Consider the following 15,577-nt stretch of genomic DNA (forward strand, 5'->3'; position numbering starts at 1 on the left):
GGTTAATCAAAGCGCGTAACTGGCAGACCACTCTTCAAGAACGGCTTTGTAAGGTTTAATGAATTTCTCTTCGGTAAATTTCCCTTGTTCTACCGCTAACAGGCTACGCTCTTCGCGATCGTAAACAATGCGCGTTAATGAATAGTCCAGATGGTTCAGGCTTGGCTGATAACACTGGCCCGCCGGTGAATTAGCATTGTAAATCTCAGGACGATAAATTTTCTGGAACGTCTCCATCGTACTAATGGTGCTGATCAGCTCAAGATTGGTGTAATCACTCAACAGGTCACCCGAGAAATAAAACGCCAACGGGGCAACACTGTTTTCCGGCATGAAATAGCGCGCCGTCAGGCCCATCTTGTGGAAATACTGGTCAGTCAGGGAATAGGCATCCTGCTGGTATTCAATACCCAGTACCGGATGACGGTTTCCTGTGCGGGTATAAACGTTTTTGCTGGACACGCTCAGGCAAATGACCGGCTGTTTTTTAAAGTTCTCTTTAAAGGCCGAAGAGTTCACGAAGCACTTGAAAATATTGCCGTGCAAATCGCCAAAGTTAGCAGGTGCGCTGAAGCCGGTGTTGTTTTTATTGTGCTCAGACAGCAGCACGCTGAAATCATAATCGCGCACGTAAGAGGAGAAGTTATTGCCAACAATACCTTCAATACGCTGCTGAGTTTTTTTATCGACGATATGGGTTTTCAGAATTTCAATTACAGGAAACGCGCCGCGTTGCGTCTCGTTTTCGATATTTAACTCAACCGAGATAATTTCAAGTTCCACACCATAACGATCGGCCTTTGGATTATCCCAGTGCGCCAGCGAGTTGAAGCGATTATCAATCATCGTTAAGGCATTGCGCAGGTTTTCCTGACGGTTTGTCCCGCGCGCCAGGTTAGCAAAATTGGTGGTGATGCGCGTATTTTCAGACGGGTTGTAATTCTCATCGAAAACACTGCTCTTAATCGTAAATGTGAATTCTTTTTTCATCGTGATGCACCCTGCGTTCTGATGTGAAAAACGGTCTGTGGCTGTTAGTTATCCAGACGGGCCTGCATTCTGGTTTTTCGTTTAACCGCTTTCACGTTGTGTGTTTGTCAATAAAGCATATTTTATGCCAGAGCCGCGGAGGAAGGGAAAGCGACTTAATTTCAACACAACATGAGCCATCTTCATGGTCGACAGAGGTAAAGCCTCTGCCATACGCGTAATGGAGACAAAGGGACAGAGTGTGCCGTGATGCAATGCGCCCTGAACCCTTGTGGCGTAAGGCCTGCCGATATCCCGGTTTCCGTCTCCTCATGAAAACGGCTCATGTGAAGGTTTCTCATGTTGCGGAAAAAGCGGTGATATTTATTCAGGTTAATGAGCCTCTTTCATGAGCGTTGTACAGGCCCGCAGCAAGCGCTGCCGTACTCACGCAGGGATTTTCAGCGCCGCGCAGCCATATTCCCCTGAAGCCCGCCATCATCCCTGGTTTCGGGCCGCCCGATCAGGCGTTTTCTTTACTGAACTTGCCTGGTGAAACACCGATGACACGCTTGAAGGCTTTTGCAAAGGCGCTCTCAGATTCATAGCCCAGCCCGGCAGCAATCGCGGTAAGCCCGCCATTCCCTTTTTTTAACTGGTCGCAGGCAAGATGCATGCGCCATTGCGTGAGATAGTCGACGGGCGCGATGCCCACCGTTTGCTTAAATCGTTCAGCAAAAACCGCGCGTGACATTCCCACCCTGGCTGCCAGTTCCGCCAGCGTCCACTTGTGTTCGGGGTGCTGGTGCATGCAGGCCAGCGCCGCGCCCAGCTTTTTATCCTTCAGGGCCGCAAGCCAGCCCGACTGCTGCGGGTCATTTGCATACAGCCGTAACGCCTGAATGAGCAGCATAAATGCCAGCTGTTGCACGATGAGGACGCTGCCGGGCTGCGCTTCACGGACTTCCTGTGACATTCTTTCCAGCGCCCATTGCATGGCGGCTCTGTCTGCGCTGCGCCGGATATGCACCACTGGCGGCAGCGTACCTAACAGCATCTGTGCGGGCCGTCCGGTCAGCAGGAAATGCCCGCCTACCAGTAAACAGGCGGAGGTTTCATCAAGCTTTGCCGCTGTCACGGCAACCATCTCAGACCGCACCGTCTGGAAATCGACAGTCTGCGCGTCCGGGTTTGTGGCCAGCCTGAAAGGTGCGCCTGGCGGGAGCAGATAGCACTCGCCGGCGTTAAGGCGCAAGGGTTCCGCAACACCGTCAACGGTCAGCCAGCAGGCACCCGCTACGACGGCATAGCACTTCACGCCATCATGAGCGGGCCATTGTACCGACATCTCCGGCGTCAGTATCACACCACCGGAAACGTAGCGTTGTGGTTCAAGCAGGGCTAAGAGCTGTGAAAGCGGGTCCATGATCATCCCAGACGGTCAGACATAAAAAAGCGACGTTATCACATAGAGCGCATTCCTTCTCCATCGTAAAGTAGACAACCACGGTTGCGAAGGCTGACAAGAGGACGAACAGACATGCGGTTATTTCTTACAGGAGCAACGGGTTTTATCGGGTCGGCGATTGCGGCCGATCTGATCACGGCAGGGCATAAGGTGGTCGGACTGACCCGACATCAGCAGGGTGCTGACATGCTCAGCAAAGCAGGCGTCGAGCCCTTTTGGGGGGATATTAACGATCACGATAGTTTGCAACGAGGCGCGGCAAGCTGCGAGGGAGTGATTCATACCGCCTTTAACCATGATTTTTCGACGTTTCTGACAAACTGTGAAGCCGATCGGCAGGCCATCGCCGCGATGGCCACGGCACTGGCAGGAAGCGCACGGCCCTTAATCATCACCTCGGCGGTGGGACTGGGCTCGCCGGGGCAGGGAAGACCTGCCGTAGAAGACTATTTCAACCCGCTTCATCCTAATCCGCGCCGGGCATCCGAGCTGGCCGCGATGGCGGCACTGGAAAAAGGGGTCAACGTTTCCGTTGTGCGGTTATCTCAGGTACATAATCCGTTGAAACAGGGCCTGGTTACGTCGCTGATTGAAGTGGCGAGACAGACAGGCGTTTCCGCTTTTATTGATGAAGGCCAAAACCGCTGGTCAGCAGTGCATCTTGACGATGCGGTTTGCCTCTACAGGCTGGCGCTGGAAAAGAACAGGCCAGGAAGCCGTTATCATGCGGTCGCCGAAGAAGGCATTACGCTGCGCGTGCTTGCCGACGCCCTCGGGCGGATCCTCAACCTGCCGGTCATATCCCTTTCAGCCGCTGAAGCTACCGGTCATTTTGGCTGGCTGAGTCATTTCGTTGCGCAGGATATGTCCGCCTCAGGCAGGCTTACTCGGGCGCAACTGGGATGGCAGCCCACAGGACCGGGATTGATTGCCGATCTTGAACGCATGCCGGGCTAAGCGTGCTTAGCTGCCGGGAAGATGGCAAGATGCGACGAGTCAGTATCATTTTTCCTTGATTTGAGAGGTCATATGTCTGTGACGTCGGTTTACCGCGTAGGTGAGTGCGAGGTCTTTAAAATTCCTGAACTGGACGCGTCTCTGTCCACGGAATGGCTGTTTCCCGCGCAGGCGTTAGCGAGCGGAACGCCGGAAACGATCACGCTCTCTGTTCACAGTTGGGTGGTCCGCACGCCTGACAACCTTATTGTGATCGATACGGGCAGCGGCAATGGTCGCGAGCGGGCAGGCTCTCCGCTCTCCCATCAGCTGAATACGCCGTATGCGCAGCGCTTACGTGACGCGGGCGTCGATCCTGACGCGGTGGATATCGTGCTGATCACCCATCTGCATGGCGATCATGTGGGCTGGAATACGCACTGGATGGACGGTAAATGGACACCGTTTTTCAAACATGCCCGCTACTACTGTTCTGATAGCGGGTTGAAAGGCTGGCAACACGATCCGGCACGCAAAACGCTGTTAGAGGACAGCATTAATCCGGTTATCGCGGCGGGTTTGCTGGAGACGTTCGATGTGACGCAAGAGCCGGTGTTTGCTGATGTGCTGCGCTATGTGCCCACGCCCGGCCACAGTCATGACCACGCGTCGATTATTCTGCACAGTGCGGGCGATTATGCGCTGTTTTCCGGTGACCTGATGCATAACGATTTGCAGGTCAGTCAGCCCCAGCTTGCCTCGCGCTTTTGTGCTGATGCCGCGCAGGCCGAAGCCCAGCGGCGCTGGGCAATGACGTGGGCGAGTGAGCATCAGGCACGCTGGTTTAGTTCGCATTTTCCGGGCTCGTCGGCAGGTTATGTCAGCCAGACCTCTGCGGGATTTGAATGGCAGTTTATCTGAGTTTTACGTTCTGTAGCTAAGCTCACGGACGTAAAACGGTAATGAGACGAGTCCTGTTAATGATGCAAAAATCACAACAATTTATGCTGTTAGCGCTGGCGTAGTCCCGCCATGCGCTGCCGCATTGCAGACCTAACCCACCGGTAGGGTGCGTAATTGTTCACAATGGTCGGGTTGTCTCGACCGGATTTACCCGTTCACCGGGTTAGTACCATGCTGAGGCTGATGCACTTTCCACACTTACGTTACCTGTAGAAGAGTGCGAAATCTATGTCACGCTAGAGCCCTGTGCCTTTCAGGGCAGAACCCCGTCCTGCGCACTAACACTGGCCCGGCTCAGGCCCAGACATATTTACATCGCCATTGAAGATCCGCATCCGCGTAATCGCGGAGAAGGGATTGCGATCTTAAAGCAAGCGGGCATCGGCGTGACGCTGGGGGTGGCGAGAAATGACGTTGAGTGTTTTCTGGCGCTCTATTTAATTCGCTCGCTTGCGTAAAATGTAGGTGAGAAGGAGTGCTGTTAGCCAGACATCGGCATTTACATCCCTGAACCGCTGGTGAAACATCGTGAGATTCCCTTTCAAAGCGTAACGACTGGAAATGAACTTCTGTTTTATCTCTGCTCCGGGGCATGTGATGTTAGGTGTGCGGTGAGGCCTTTTGCCCGCCAGGGAGCAAAACGTTTCCGCGACATCCCGTAAACAGACCACCAACGCGCACTGAGTTAAGGGTAAAAAATGGAAAAACCATTTTTACAACAGCCATCACCTGAGTCGTCCCGCGTGGCCGCGGCTGGCGGCGTTTCCTCTGCCTCACTGTTTGTGCGGCGTAATCTGTTCTCGCTGGTGGTGGGGACGGTGAGCCTGATCTGTTTTGTCGACAATCATACGTCCGCTCTGCGCCAGGTCCTGTCCAGCCGGCACGCGTCCGCGCGCCCGCTCAGCGCCGCTACTGCACCCAACCCAACCGGACAAATCGCTGCCGTCAGTGAACATTTGCCGCATGCCTCCGTGCCTTCAGTCGTTATGATCGCCGAGGCAAACCGTCAGGCACTCAAAGGCATGCAACTCGTCAGCGATCAGTTGAAGCTGGAGCAGGGCAGCCTGCTGCAGGACATGGCCCACACGCAGCAGCTGGCACTGCAACAGGTCAGTGATAACCACTTCCAGGCCGCTATGCTGAACGGACAACTGGCGCAACTTGATCAGCAAATCAAAATCGAGTCCGCGCAGGTTGGCATGGCGCAAAACCTGGTCAACAAATGGCGACCGCTGCTGAACAAAGGCTATATTTCGGCGTTGCAGTTTGCACAGGAGCAGTCGGTGGTCTGGGGCTATGAAAGCCAGTACCGCGCGTTGCTGCAACAACAGTATGCGACCCGTCAGCAGATTAGCGTGCTGGAGGATCAGGAACGTCAGATTCCGCTGGCGACCGCAGTGAAACTCAATGTGCTGCGGCGGCAGCTGGCGCAGGTGAATGAGAATCTGGCCCAAAATACGCTGACCGAGGCGCGGATAGCCTGGCAGCCTTCGGCAGCGCCCGTGAAGCCGCTTCTGGTCAAGGCAGGCAAGGCCGCCGGGACGCCCACGCAACAGACAGAGCAAGACAGCCGCTTCCTGTCTGACAGGCCCGCGCGCGTCAGCCACAGCGACGTTCACTATCAAAACATTAACGATCAGACGGGCAGTCATAGCGTGACGCCGCGTCACACTGCCCTCACGCACAACGTCTGAGCCGCATGACAGCCATGTAACGGTGCCTCGCGGAGGGGAAGGTTAACGAAGATAACCTGTCCCGTTATCGGGCGGTCATATCGCCAGGCCGGCAGCGGCTTTTGCCGATCGACTGGCAAAGGAAACAGACAGCGGTCAGGGGGGATTATTGCCCGATATCAGGGCAGTAACGCTGTGCCTCAGGTTGAGCGCGACGCATAAAAAAGCGGGCCGCCAACGGGCTGGCCCGCCGCTTTGTTAATGCGTTCGCTAGCGGTGCTTAACGCTTCATATGGTAATAGGCGTCATTCCAGCGCAGCGCATCTTTAAAGGCCGGAAGCCGGGTGTGCTCATCAATCACCAGCACTTCAATGCCGTGCATCTCGCCGTACAAATACATATCGTCCAGCGTCAGGGCCTGACTGAACACCGTATGGTGCGCACCGCCTGCCAGAATCCAGGCTTCAGAGGCGGTCGCCAGAGACGGCTGCGCTTTCCACAACGCGCGGGCTACCGGCAGTTTTGGCAGTGGTTTAGGCTGTTCAATCGCGTCCACAACGTTAACCAGCAGGCGGAAACGATCGCCCATATCGATCACGCTGGCGTTAATGGCACGACCGGCCGGCGTGGAGAAAATCAGACGCGCCGGATCGGCTTTGTTGCCGATGCCGAGGAACTGCACGTCGATCAGCGGCTTCTCTTCCCGCGCGATAGACGGGCACACTTCCAGCATATGAGAACCCAGCACTAAATCGTTGCCCGGCGAGAAGTGGTAAGTGTAATCCTCCATAAAGGAGGTGCCGCCGGGACGGTCACCCGCCAGCACTTTAAAGATGCGCAGCAGGGCGGCGGTCTTCCAGTCTCCTTCGCCCGCAAAGCCATAACCCTGGCCCATCAGGCGCTGTACCGCCAGGCCGGGCAACTGCGTCATGCCGTGCAGCGTCTGGAAGTTGGTGGTAAACGCCTTGCAGCCTTCATCGTCCAGAAAACGCTTCAGGCCCAGCTCGATGCGTGCGGCGTCCAGTACGTTTTGCCGTTTTTCACCGCCTGCGGCGGCCACGTCGGAGAAACGATACTGGCTTTCATATTCGTCAACCAGCGCATTGACATCTCCCTCGCTGACGCTGTTGATCACCTCCACCAAATCCCCCACGCCCCAGCCATTAACCGCATAGCCGAACTGGATTTGCGCCGCCACTTTATCGCCTTCGGTGACCGCGACTTCACGCATGTTGTCACCAAAACGCGCGACTTTCAGATGCTGACTGGCCTGTTTGGCCAGCGCCGCACGCATCCAGTTGGCGACGCGCTGCTGGCTGTGTTTATCCTGCCAGTGGCCGGTCACCACGCTGTGCTGCAGGCCCATGCGCGCACCAATAAAGCCAAACTCACGGCCACCGTGCGCCGTTTGATTCAGGTTCATAAAGTCCATGTCCATGCTGTCCCAGGGGATCTCGGCATTGAACTGGGTATGAAACTGTAGCAGGGGCTTCGTTAAGACATTCAATCCGCCGATCCACATTTTGGCCGGCGAAAAGGTATGCAACCACGTAATGATACCGATACAGTTTTGATCGTGACTGGCGTCACGGCACAGCGACAGCGCTTCATCAGGCGATTTGACCAGCGGTTTCAGCGTCAGACGTACAGGCAAACCCGCCTGATTTAATCCGTCCACCACCTGCCGGGCATTGTGTTCAACCTGACGTAACGTTTCCGCGCCGTAGAGGTGCTGTGTACCAATGACAAACCACACGTTGAACTGTTGCATAAAACCACTCCTTTACTTAGCGGAAGCGGAACGGGCGGCATAATGGGGTTCTGCCGTCTCGCACCATTGTTGATAGCGTTGATAAAGTGCCTGATAGCGCGCGACGCGCTGCGGATCGGGCTGCAGCGTCACGTCAATCGGGCTGGCCATGACGTCCTGCGCCTGCTCCACATCGCGGTGAACGCCCGCGGCGACGGCAGCGAAGATGGCTGCGCCCAGCGCACAGCACTCATCGGAGGCGACGATATCCAGCGGCCGGTTCATCACGTCGCAGCAGGCCTGCATAATGGCGGGGGATTTACGGGCAATGCCGCCGAGGGTAAGAATGTTTTCCACCGGAATTGCCTGCTGCTCGAAGCACTCCATGATGGCGCGGGCACCAAAGGCGGTGGCCGCAATCAGGCCGCCAAACAGGGCCGGAGCATCCGTGCCGAGATTCAGGTCGGTAATAACCCCTTTCAGGCGCTGGTTGGCATTGGGTGTACGGCGGCCGTTGAACCAGTCCAGCACTACGGGCAGGTGATCCAACTGCGGACTGGCGACCCAGGCCTCGGTCAGACGGGTGATCAGTGACGTTTGCATCTCCGCCAACTGCGGTTTAAGTTCGGGATGGTGCTGCGCTGCCAGCTGCAACGGCCAGCCCAGCAGGCGGCTGTACCAGGCATAAATATCGCCAAACGCCGACTGGCCTGCTTCCAGACCAATCGCGCCCGGCACGACGCTGCCATCAACCTGACCACAGATGCCTTTGATGGCGCGGTCGCCGACTTTCCCGGTGTCAGCAATCAGGATGTCGCAGGTCGACGTGCCAATCACTTTCACTAAGGTATAGGGTCGCGCACCGGCGCCGACCGCGCCCATATGGCAGTCAAATGCGCCGCCCGAAATCGTAACCTGCTGCGATAAACCCAGGCGTTGCGACCATTCCGGGCTCAGCGTGCCCACCGGGATATCCGCGGTCCAGGTCTCGCTGAACAGGGGAGAATCCAGCTGTTGAGTCAGCGCCGGGTCCAGCGCGTTAAGGAAGTCGGCGTCGGGTAAGCCGTTCCAGTCAGCATGAAACAGCGCTTTGTGACCAGCGGCACAACGCCCACGACGGAGTTTGTCCGGGGCGACGGTATCGCTGAGTAAGGCGGGCACCCAGTCACAGAGTTCAACCCAGGACACGGCCGCATCGCGCACGGCAGCATCCTGGCGGGTAATATGAAGAATCTTGGCCCAGAACCATTCCGACGAGTAGATCCCGCCGATATAGCGGCTGTAATCGGTAAAGCGGCCGCTGCGACACAGGCGATTAATCTCTTCCGCTTCTTCAATGGCCGTATGGTCTTTCCACAGCACAAACATCGCATTGGGGTTTTCCGCAAACTCCGGTCGCAGGGCAAGTACCTTGCCGTCACGATCGATCGGAGCGGGGGTGGAGCCGGTGCTGTCGACACCGATGCCGACGACGGCGGCCCGTTGCGTGTCGCTCAGCGCCGCGAGCACACCCAGCATGGCCTGCTCCATAGCATCAATATAGTCCTGAGGATGGTGACGAAAGCGGTTGCTGTGAGGATCGCTGTAAAGTCCCTGCTGCCAGCGTGCATAGTTGGCCACGGCACTGTGCAGCTCCTGACCAGTGTGACAATCCACCGCCAGCGCACGCACCGAATCACTACCAAAGTCCAGCCCCAGGGTGATGGCTTCAGTACGCATTTGACTCTCCTGTTGTGAATAAACCTCCTTATCCTGAGTTGTGTAAAAAAGAAGGGTTAGTCACGGCTGGCTGAGAATATGCACTTTTCTGCCACACGCAGTGAATTTGTGATCCATTGCAAAAGTTAACAGACGGTTAAATTTGCTGAATATATGGATCATTCTGTCGTGATTTTAAGATGTGATACCGCTCTACATTTTTCTTCTTCATTCCCGCTAAAACTAGGCCAGCGTTTAAGCAGGCTACCCTCATGGCTCCCGCTAACGTGCTGATTTACATCTGTACCTACAAAAGAGAGTTAACTGGTAGCGTTTACACCGATTCGTATTTAACAGCGATAAAACCACTAGCGCCGGAGAGCATCATGCATAAATTCACTAAAGCGCTGGCAGCCATCGGGCTGGCAGCGGTTATGTCACAATCAGCTATCGCCGAGACCATGAAGCTGGGTTTTCTGGTGAAGCAGCCGGAAGAACCCTGGTTCCAGACCGAATGGAAATTTGCGGATAAAGCCGGTAAAGACCTGGGCTTTGAGGTGATTAAAATTGCCGTTCCGGACGGCGAAAAAACCCTTAACGCTATCGACAGCCTGGCCGCGAATGGCGCAAAAGGCTTCGTGATCTGCACACCGGATCCCAAACTCGGCTCCGCCATCATGGCAAAGGCGCGCGGTTATGGCCTGAAGGTGATCGCCGTGGACGATCAGTTTGTGAACGCCAAAGGCAAGCCGATGGACAGCGTACCGCTGGTCATGATGGCCGCGACCAAAATTGGCGAACGTCAGGGACAGGAACTGTATAAAGAAATGCAGAAACGCGGCTGGGATGTCAAAGACACCGCCGTGATGGCGATCACCGCTAACGAACTGGATACCGCGCGTCGTCGTACCGGTGGTTCGATGGATGCCCTGAAAGCGGCTGGCTTCCCGGAAAAACAGATCTATCAGGTCCCGACCAAATCGAATGACATCCCCGGCGCATTTGATGCCGGTAACTCCCTGCTGGTTCAGCACCCTGAAGTGAAGCACTGGCTGATTGTCGGCATGAACGACAACACCGTGCTGGGCGGCGTGCGTGCAACCGAAGGTCAGGGCTTTAAAGCCGCTGACGTGATCGGTATCGGTATCAACGGCGTCGACGCCGTCAGCGAACTGTCAAAAGCCAACGCGACCGGCTTCTATGGCTCACTGCTGCCAAGTCCGGATATCCATGGCTATAAGAGCAGCCAGATGCTCTACAACTGGGTAAGCAAAGGACAGGAGCCACCGAAATTCACCGAAGTGACAGACGTCGTGTTGATTACACGTGACAACTTCAAAACCGAGCTGGCGAAGAAAGGGTTGATGTAATAACAGGCAGTACGGATAACACCATCGGGTCATCAGGAAAGCAGGGCTGAACACCGCGACGGTATTCAGCCTGAGCGTCAGGTGCCCCGATTCCTCACAGCAATCTATTGGAGACACCATGAACACTGATTCAGCCTTTCTGTCGTTTCATGGCATCAGTAAAACTTTTCCCGGCGTGAAAGCGCTGCAGGATATTTCATTTGAATGCCATGGCGGTCAGGTGCACGCGCTGATGGGGGAAAACGGTGCCGGTAAATCGACACTGCTTAAAATCCTCAGCGGCAGCTATCTGCCCAGTGGCGGCGAGATTCGCATCAAAGGCAAGCCGATGAATTTCCAGCACACCACGGATGCGCTGGATGCGGGTGTCGCCATTATCTACCAGGAACTGCATTTAGTGCCCGAAATGAGCGTGGCGGAGAATATCTATCTGGGCCAGTTGCCGCATAAGCATGGCCTGGTAAACCGCAAGCTGCTGCGTTACGAAGCCGGGCTGCAACTGAAAAATTTAGGTATGGATATCGATCCGGACATGCCGCTGAAATACCTGTCGCTGGGCCAGTGGCAGATGGTTGAGATTGCCAAAGCGCTGGCCCGTAACGCGCGCATCATTGCCTTTGATGAGCCAACCAGCTCGCTGTCCGCACGCGAAATCGACAATCTGTTTCGGGTGATCCGCCAGTTGCGCGCGGAAGGGCGCGTGGTGCTGTATGTCTCGCACCGTATGGAAGAGATTTTTGCCCTCAGTGACGCCATCACCGTGTTTAAAGACGGGCGCTATGTGCGCACCTTTACGGACATGGCCAATACGCATCACGACGATCTGGTGCAGGCGATGGTCGGACGTAATCTGGGTGATATCTACGGCTACGCGCCGCGGGAAAAAGGCCCGGTACGGCTGGCGCTACAGGACGTAGAGGCGAAGGGCGTCAGAGCGCCAATCTCGCTGAATGTGCATGCCGGGGAAATTGTCGGCCTGTTTGGTCTGGTGGGCGCGGGACGCACCGAACTGCTGAAAGGGCTGTTTGGCGCCACGCGCCTGCGCGGTGGCCGCATTCTGCTGGACGGGGAACCCCTTAACGTGACGGCGCCAATTGATGCGATTCGGGCGGGCGTGATGCTGTGCCCTGAAGATCGCAAAGCCGAAGGCATTATTCCGGTGCATTCGGTGCGCGACAACATCAACATCAGCGCCCGACGTCATAACCTCACCGCCGGTTGCCTGATCAAAAACGGCTGGGAGGTGAAGAATGCCGACAGCCATATCCGTTCCCTCAAAATCAAAACGCCCAGCGCTGACCAGTTGATCATGAACCTGTCCGGCGGTAACCAGCAAAAAGCCATTCTTGGCCGCTGGTTGTCCGAGGAGATCAAGGTGATTTTGCTGGACGAGCCTACCCGCGGCATTGATGTCGGGGCTAAACACGAAATTTATAACCTGATTTACCAGCTGGCGAACAACGGCATTGCGGTGCTGTTTGCCTCCAGCGATCTCCCGGAAGTGATGGGCCTGGCCGACCGCATTATCGTGATGCGCGAAGGGGCGGTCGCCGGGGAATTACTGCATGACGAGGCCACAGAGCAGCTGACGCTGAGCCTGGCCATGCCTAAAACGACACATGCGGCCGCCGTGGCCTGACAGGAGAGTACCGTGACTTCTTCCACGACATCAAATACGCCGCCAGCCGCCCCTCGCCGGGGTGTGCATTTTGGGCGCGTCTGGGACAACTTTGGCATGCTGGTGGTGTTTGCCCTGCTGTTCATCGCCTGTGCGGTTTTTGTCCCTAACTTTGGCTCCTTTATCAACATGAAAGGCCTGGGGCTGGCCATGTCGATGTCCGGCATGGTGGCCTGCGGTATGCTGTTCTGCCTGGCCTCCGGCGATTTTGACCTGTCGGTGGCCTCGGTGATTGCCTGCGCGGGCGTGGTCACCGCCGTGGTTATCAATATGAGCGAGAGCCTCTGGCTGGGGGTGGCGGCCGGGCTGTTACTCGGTGTCATCACCGGATTTATCAATGGGTTTGTTATCGCCCGACTGAAAATCAACGCCCTGATTACCACGCTGGCGACCATGCAGATTGTGCGCGGTCTGGCCTATATCTTCTCGGACGGTAAAGCGGTAGGCATCGAAGACGAGCGCTTCTTCGTACTGGGCTTCGCCAACTGGCTGGGCGTGCCTGCGCCCATCTGGATCACGCTGGGTACCATGGTGATCTTCGCCTTCCTATTGAACAAAACCACCTTTGGCCGCAACACGCTGGCGATTGGCGGGAATGAAGAGGCTGCACGGCTGGCGGGCGTGCCGGTTGTGCGTACCCGCATCATTATCTTTATTCTCTCTGGCCTGGTTTCTGCGGCGGCGGGCATCATCCTGGCGTCACGTATGACCAGCGGTCAGCCCATGACCTCAATTGGTTATGAACTGGTGGTCATCTCGGCCTGCGTACTGGGCGGCGTGTCACTGAAGGGCGGCATCGGCAAAATCTCCTATGTGATCGCCGGGGTACTGATTCTGGGCACCGTTGAGAATGCGATGAATTTATTAAATATCTCGCCATTCTCACAGTATGTTGTGCGGGGTTTGATACTGTTGGCAGCGGTGATATTCGACCGCTACAAACAAAAGAATAAAGTCTGATTTGGCGTGAAACCTTCCCGCGGACGCGAAAGGTGTCCGCGCGTGATCAATCAACGACGAAGTGAGGACAGTATGTATCACCGTGAATTACCGGCAGAGCAGCAGAACCCTTTGCTGCCCGGATACGCGTTTAATGCCTGGCTGGTGGCGGGATTAACCCCGATCACCGCGGATGGTCCGCTGGATTTCTTTATTGATCGCCCACACGGCATGAAGGGCTATATTCTCAACCTGACCATTAAAGGCAAAGGGCGGGTGTTCGACGGCGAAAAGGCCTTTGACTGTGAACCGGGTGAAATGCTGCTGTTCCAGCCAAAAACGGCTCACTATTATGGTCGGGCGCCCGACAGTCCGCAGTGGTTTCACCGCTGGGTCTATTTTCGTCCGCGCGCGTACTGGCATGACTGGCTGCGCTGGCAGGATGAACAGGAAGGCGTCGGGCGGCTGCGCTTACCGGAGTCACTGCGGGGCGAATTTGATCGCCTGTTTGCCACTATTGAACAAACCCACAACTCATCGCGTCGTTTTGCCGAAGAACTGGCAATGAATTTGCTGGAACGGCTGTTGTTACGGGCGGTGGAAGAAGATCCACGTAACCATCAGCAAATCCGCGATCCCCGTATCATCGAAGCCTGCCAGTATGTGAATAATCATCTTGCCAGCGAGGTCAAAATCGAGGAAGTGGCGCGCCATGTGTGTCTGTCACCTTCGCGGCTGGCGCACCTGTTCCGCGAGCAAATGGGCGTGAACCTGCTTCGCTGGCGGGAAGATCAGCGCGTCATTCGCGCTAAGTTGCTACTGCAAACCACGCAGGAACCCATCGCCAGCATTGGGCGTGAAGTGGGCTACGACGATCAGCTTTATTTTTCGCGCGTCTTCCGTAAGCGCGTCGGCGTCAGCCCGAGTGATTTCCGCCGCCGCAATCAGGACGTACACGATAATCTGGCCAGTCAGAGCGCCTGGAACGGTGCACGGCGCTCAGTCTCCTGATTTTAAGGGGAATCCTCCTTGTCCTGACCCGACTATTAGTCTTAAATCAGTCTGGTAAGCGATTAATGAGGAAAAGGAATGAGCGAGAAACTGCGAGTAGGACTCATCGGCTATGGCTTTGCCAGCAAAACCTTCCACGCGCCCCTGATCGCGGGCACGCCGGAGGTTGAACTGGCTGCCATCTCCAGCAGCGATGCCAGCAAAGTCCATGCCGACTGGCCCGCCGTGCAGGTCGTCGCCGAGCCCCAGGCCCTGTTCGACGATCCTACGTTAGATCTGATTGTTACCCCTACACCGAATGATACGCACTTCCCTCTGGCTAAAGCCGCACTCAACGCAGGCAAGCACGTCGTGGTGGACAAACCGTTCACCGTGACGTTGTCACAGGCGCGCGAGCTGGATGCCTTAGCTAAAGCCAAAGGGCTGCTGTTATCCGTATTCCATAACCGCCGTTGGGACAGTGATTTCCTGACGCTGAAAGGCTTACTGGCAGCGGGTGAGCTGGGTGAGGTGCGTTATTTTGAATCGCACTTTGACCGTTTCCGTCTGGAAGTACGGCAGCGCTGGCGCGAGATGAAAGGGGCGGGCAGCGGCATCTGGTACGATCTGGGACCGCACCTGCTGGATCAGGCGCTACAGCTGTTTGGCCCGCCGGTGGCGATTAACGTTGATCTGGCGGAAATGCGGCCGGGTGCCCAGACCACCGACTATTTTCATGCGACGCTGACCTATCCACAGCGCCGGGTGGTGCTGCACGCCAGCATGCTGGTGGCGGCCGAATCCGCACGCTATACCGTGCACGGTACGCGCGGCAGTTACGTCAAATACGGTCTGGACCCGCAGGAAGATCGGCTGAAAGCGGGGGATTTCCCGCCGGGCGAGAACTGGGGTTACGACATGCGTGACGGTACGCTGACCCAGGTGGAGGGCGACGCGCTGAATGAAAAAACCGTCCTGACACAGCCGGGCAACTATCCCGCCTATTACGCTGCGATTCGTGATGCCATTACCGGGCGCGGGGCGAATCCGGTGACGGCGGAAGAAGCCATTCAGGTCATGGAACTGATTGAGCTGGGGCTGCAGTCGGCGGAAAAACGCCAGACCATGTCGCTGAAATAAGCG

Annotated in this window: 12 protein-coding genes; 8 read left to right on the top strand and 4 right to left on the bottom strand. The window is 56.2% G+C overall.

The genetic code is table 11. From position 1 onward, the window contains the following. Positions 1-6: 6 nt before the first annotated feature. A complete protein-coding gene (locus tag C1N64_RS12255) occupies positions 7-990 on the bottom strand; it encodes a DUF1852 domain-containing protein (RefSeq protein ID WP_033741287.1) in 984 nt (327 codons plus the stop codon). 502 nt (positions 991-1,492) lie between these two features. Beyond that, on the bottom strand, positions 1,493-2,395 hold the full coding sequence (locus C1N64_RS12260; RefSeq protein ID WP_039340470.1) for an AraC family transcriptional regulator: 903 nt from the start codon (positions 2,393-2,395) through the stop codon (positions 1,493-1,495). Between the two features lie 114 nt (positions 2,396-2,509). Here C1N64_RS12260 and C1N64_RS12265 point away from each other — a divergent pair, with 114 nt between their 5' ends. From C1N64_RS12265 to C1N64_RS12275, 3 genes are all read left to right on the top strand, one after another. Continuing rightward, positions 2,510-3,394 (top strand): SDR family oxidoreductase, encoded by an 885-nt coding sequence (locus C1N64_RS12265; protein WP_367143067.1) that lies wholly within the window; start codon positions 2,510-2,512, stop codon positions 3,392-3,394. Between the two features lie 72 nt (positions 3,395-3,466). After that, on the top strand, positions 3,467-4,294 hold the full coding sequence (locus C1N64_RS12270) for an MBL fold metallo-hydrolase (RefSeq protein ID WP_367143066.1): 828 nt from the start codon (positions 3,467-3,469) through the stop codon (positions 4,292-4,294). Positions 4,295-5,034: 740 nt separating this feature from the next. After that, positions 5,035-6,030, top strand: coding sequence for a hypothetical protein (locus C1N64_RS12275; protein ID WP_394514834.1), 996 nt, complete (start codon positions 5,035-5,037; stop codon positions 6,028-6,030). A gap of 259 nt (positions 6,031-6,289) precedes the next feature. Here C1N64_RS12275 and araA read toward each other — a convergent pair whose 3' ends face one another. Together araA and C1N64_RS12285 are read right to left on the bottom strand one after the other, a co-directional pair. Continuing rightward, entirely contained in the window at positions 6,290-7,780 is a 1,491-nt protein-coding gene (gene araA, locus C1N64_RS12280; protein WP_039340462.1) for an L-arabinose isomerase, read from the bottom strand. Positions 7,781-7,792: 12 nt separating this feature from the next. After that, positions 7,793-9,478: a ribulokinase gene (locus C1N64_RS12285; protein WP_058701963.1), complete on the bottom strand. Its 1,686-nt coding sequence runs from the start codon at positions 9,476-9,478 to the stop codon at positions 7,793-7,795. Between the two features lie 365 nt (positions 9,479-9,843). Here C1N64_RS12285 and C1N64_RS12290 point away from each other — a divergent pair, with 365 nt between their 5' ends. The 5 genes from C1N64_RS12290 to C1N64_RS12310 all read left to right on the top strand — a co-directional run bounded on the left by C1N64_RS12290 (position 9,844) and on the right by C1N64_RS12310 (position 15,574). Further along, entirely contained in the window at positions 9,844-10,827 is a 984-nt protein-coding gene (locus tag C1N64_RS12290) for an arabinose ABC transporter substrate-binding protein (protein ID WP_006119064.1), read from the top strand. A gap of 118 nt (positions 10,828-10,945) precedes the next feature. Continuing rightward, positions 10,946-12,466, top strand: coding sequence for an L-arabinose ABC transporter ATP-binding protein AraG (gene araG, locus C1N64_RS12295; RefSeq protein ID WP_033741304.1), 1,521 nt, complete (start codon positions 10,946-10,948; stop codon positions 12,464-12,466). A 12-nt stretch (positions 12,467-12,478) separates the two neighbouring features. Beyond that, complete coding sequence (gene araH / locus C1N64_RS12300; protein WP_033741305.1) at positions 12,479-13,465, top strand: L-arabinose ABC transporter permease AraH; 987 nt, start codon at positions 12,479-12,481, stop codon at positions 13,463-13,465. Positions 13,466-13,537: 72 nt separating this feature from the next. Beyond that, on the top strand, positions 13,538-14,455 hold the full coding sequence (araC, locus tag C1N64_RS12305; protein WP_006119067.1) for an arabinose operon transcriptional regulator AraC: 918 nt from the start codon (positions 13,538-13,540) through the stop codon (positions 14,453-14,455). Positions 14,456-14,533: 78 nt separating this feature from the next. Further along, a complete protein-coding gene (locus C1N64_RS12310; protein WP_375096269.1) occupies positions 14,534-15,574 on the top strand; it encodes an oxidoreductase in 1,041 nt (346 codons plus the stop codon). The last annotated feature ends 3 nt before the right edge of the window (positions 15,575-15,577 follow it).

This window comes from Pantoea sp. SGAir0215 (assembly GCF_043543215.1).

What these genes read in the sequence shown, in the direction of transcription:
- C1N64_RS12260 (WP_039340470.1), bottom strand. Translation starts at nt 2,395, where the DNA reads ATGGACCCGCTTTCACAGCTCTTAGCCCTGCTTGAACCACAACGCTAC.
- C1N64_RS12255 (WP_033741287.1), bottom strand. Translation starts at nt 990, where the DNA reads ATGAAAAAAGAATTCACATTTACGATTAAGAGCAGTGTTTTCGATGAG.
- araC (WP_006119067.1), top strand. Translation starts at nt 13,538, where the DNA reads ATGTATCACCGTGAATTACCGGCAGAGCAGCAGAACCCTTTGCTGCCC.
- araA (WP_039340462.1), bottom strand. Translation starts at nt 7,780, where the DNA reads ATGCAACAGTTCAACGTGTGGTTTGTCATTGGTACACAGCACCTCTAC.
- C1N64_RS12290 (WP_006119064.1), top strand. Translation starts at nt 9,844, where the DNA reads ATGCATAAATTCACTAAAGCGCTGGCAGCCATCGGGCTGGCAGCGGTT.
- C1N64_RS12270 (WP_367143066.1), top strand. Translation starts at nt 3,467, where the DNA reads ATGTCTGTGACGTCGGTTTACCGCGTAGGTGAGTGCGAGGTCTTTAAA.
- C1N64_RS12285 (WP_058701963.1), bottom strand. Translation starts at nt 9,478, where the DNA reads ATGCGTACTGAAGCCATCACCCTGGGGCTGGACTTTGGTAGTGATTCG.
- araG (WP_033741304.1), top strand. Translation starts at nt 10,946, where the DNA reads ATGAACACTGATTCAGCCTTTCTGTCGTTTCATGGCATCAGTAAAACT.
- C1N64_RS12275 (WP_394514834.1), top strand. Translation starts at nt 5,035, where the DNA reads ATGGAAAAACCATTTTTACAACAGCCATCACCTGAGTCGTCCCGCGTG.
- C1N64_RS12310 (WP_375096269.1), top strand. Translation starts at nt 14,534, where the DNA reads ATGAGCGAGAAACTGCGAGTAGGACTCATCGGCTATGGCTTTGCCAGC.
- C1N64_RS12265 (WP_367143067.1), top strand. Translation starts at nt 2,510, where the DNA reads ATGCGGTTATTTCTTACAGGAGCAACGGGTTTTATCGGGTCGGCGATT.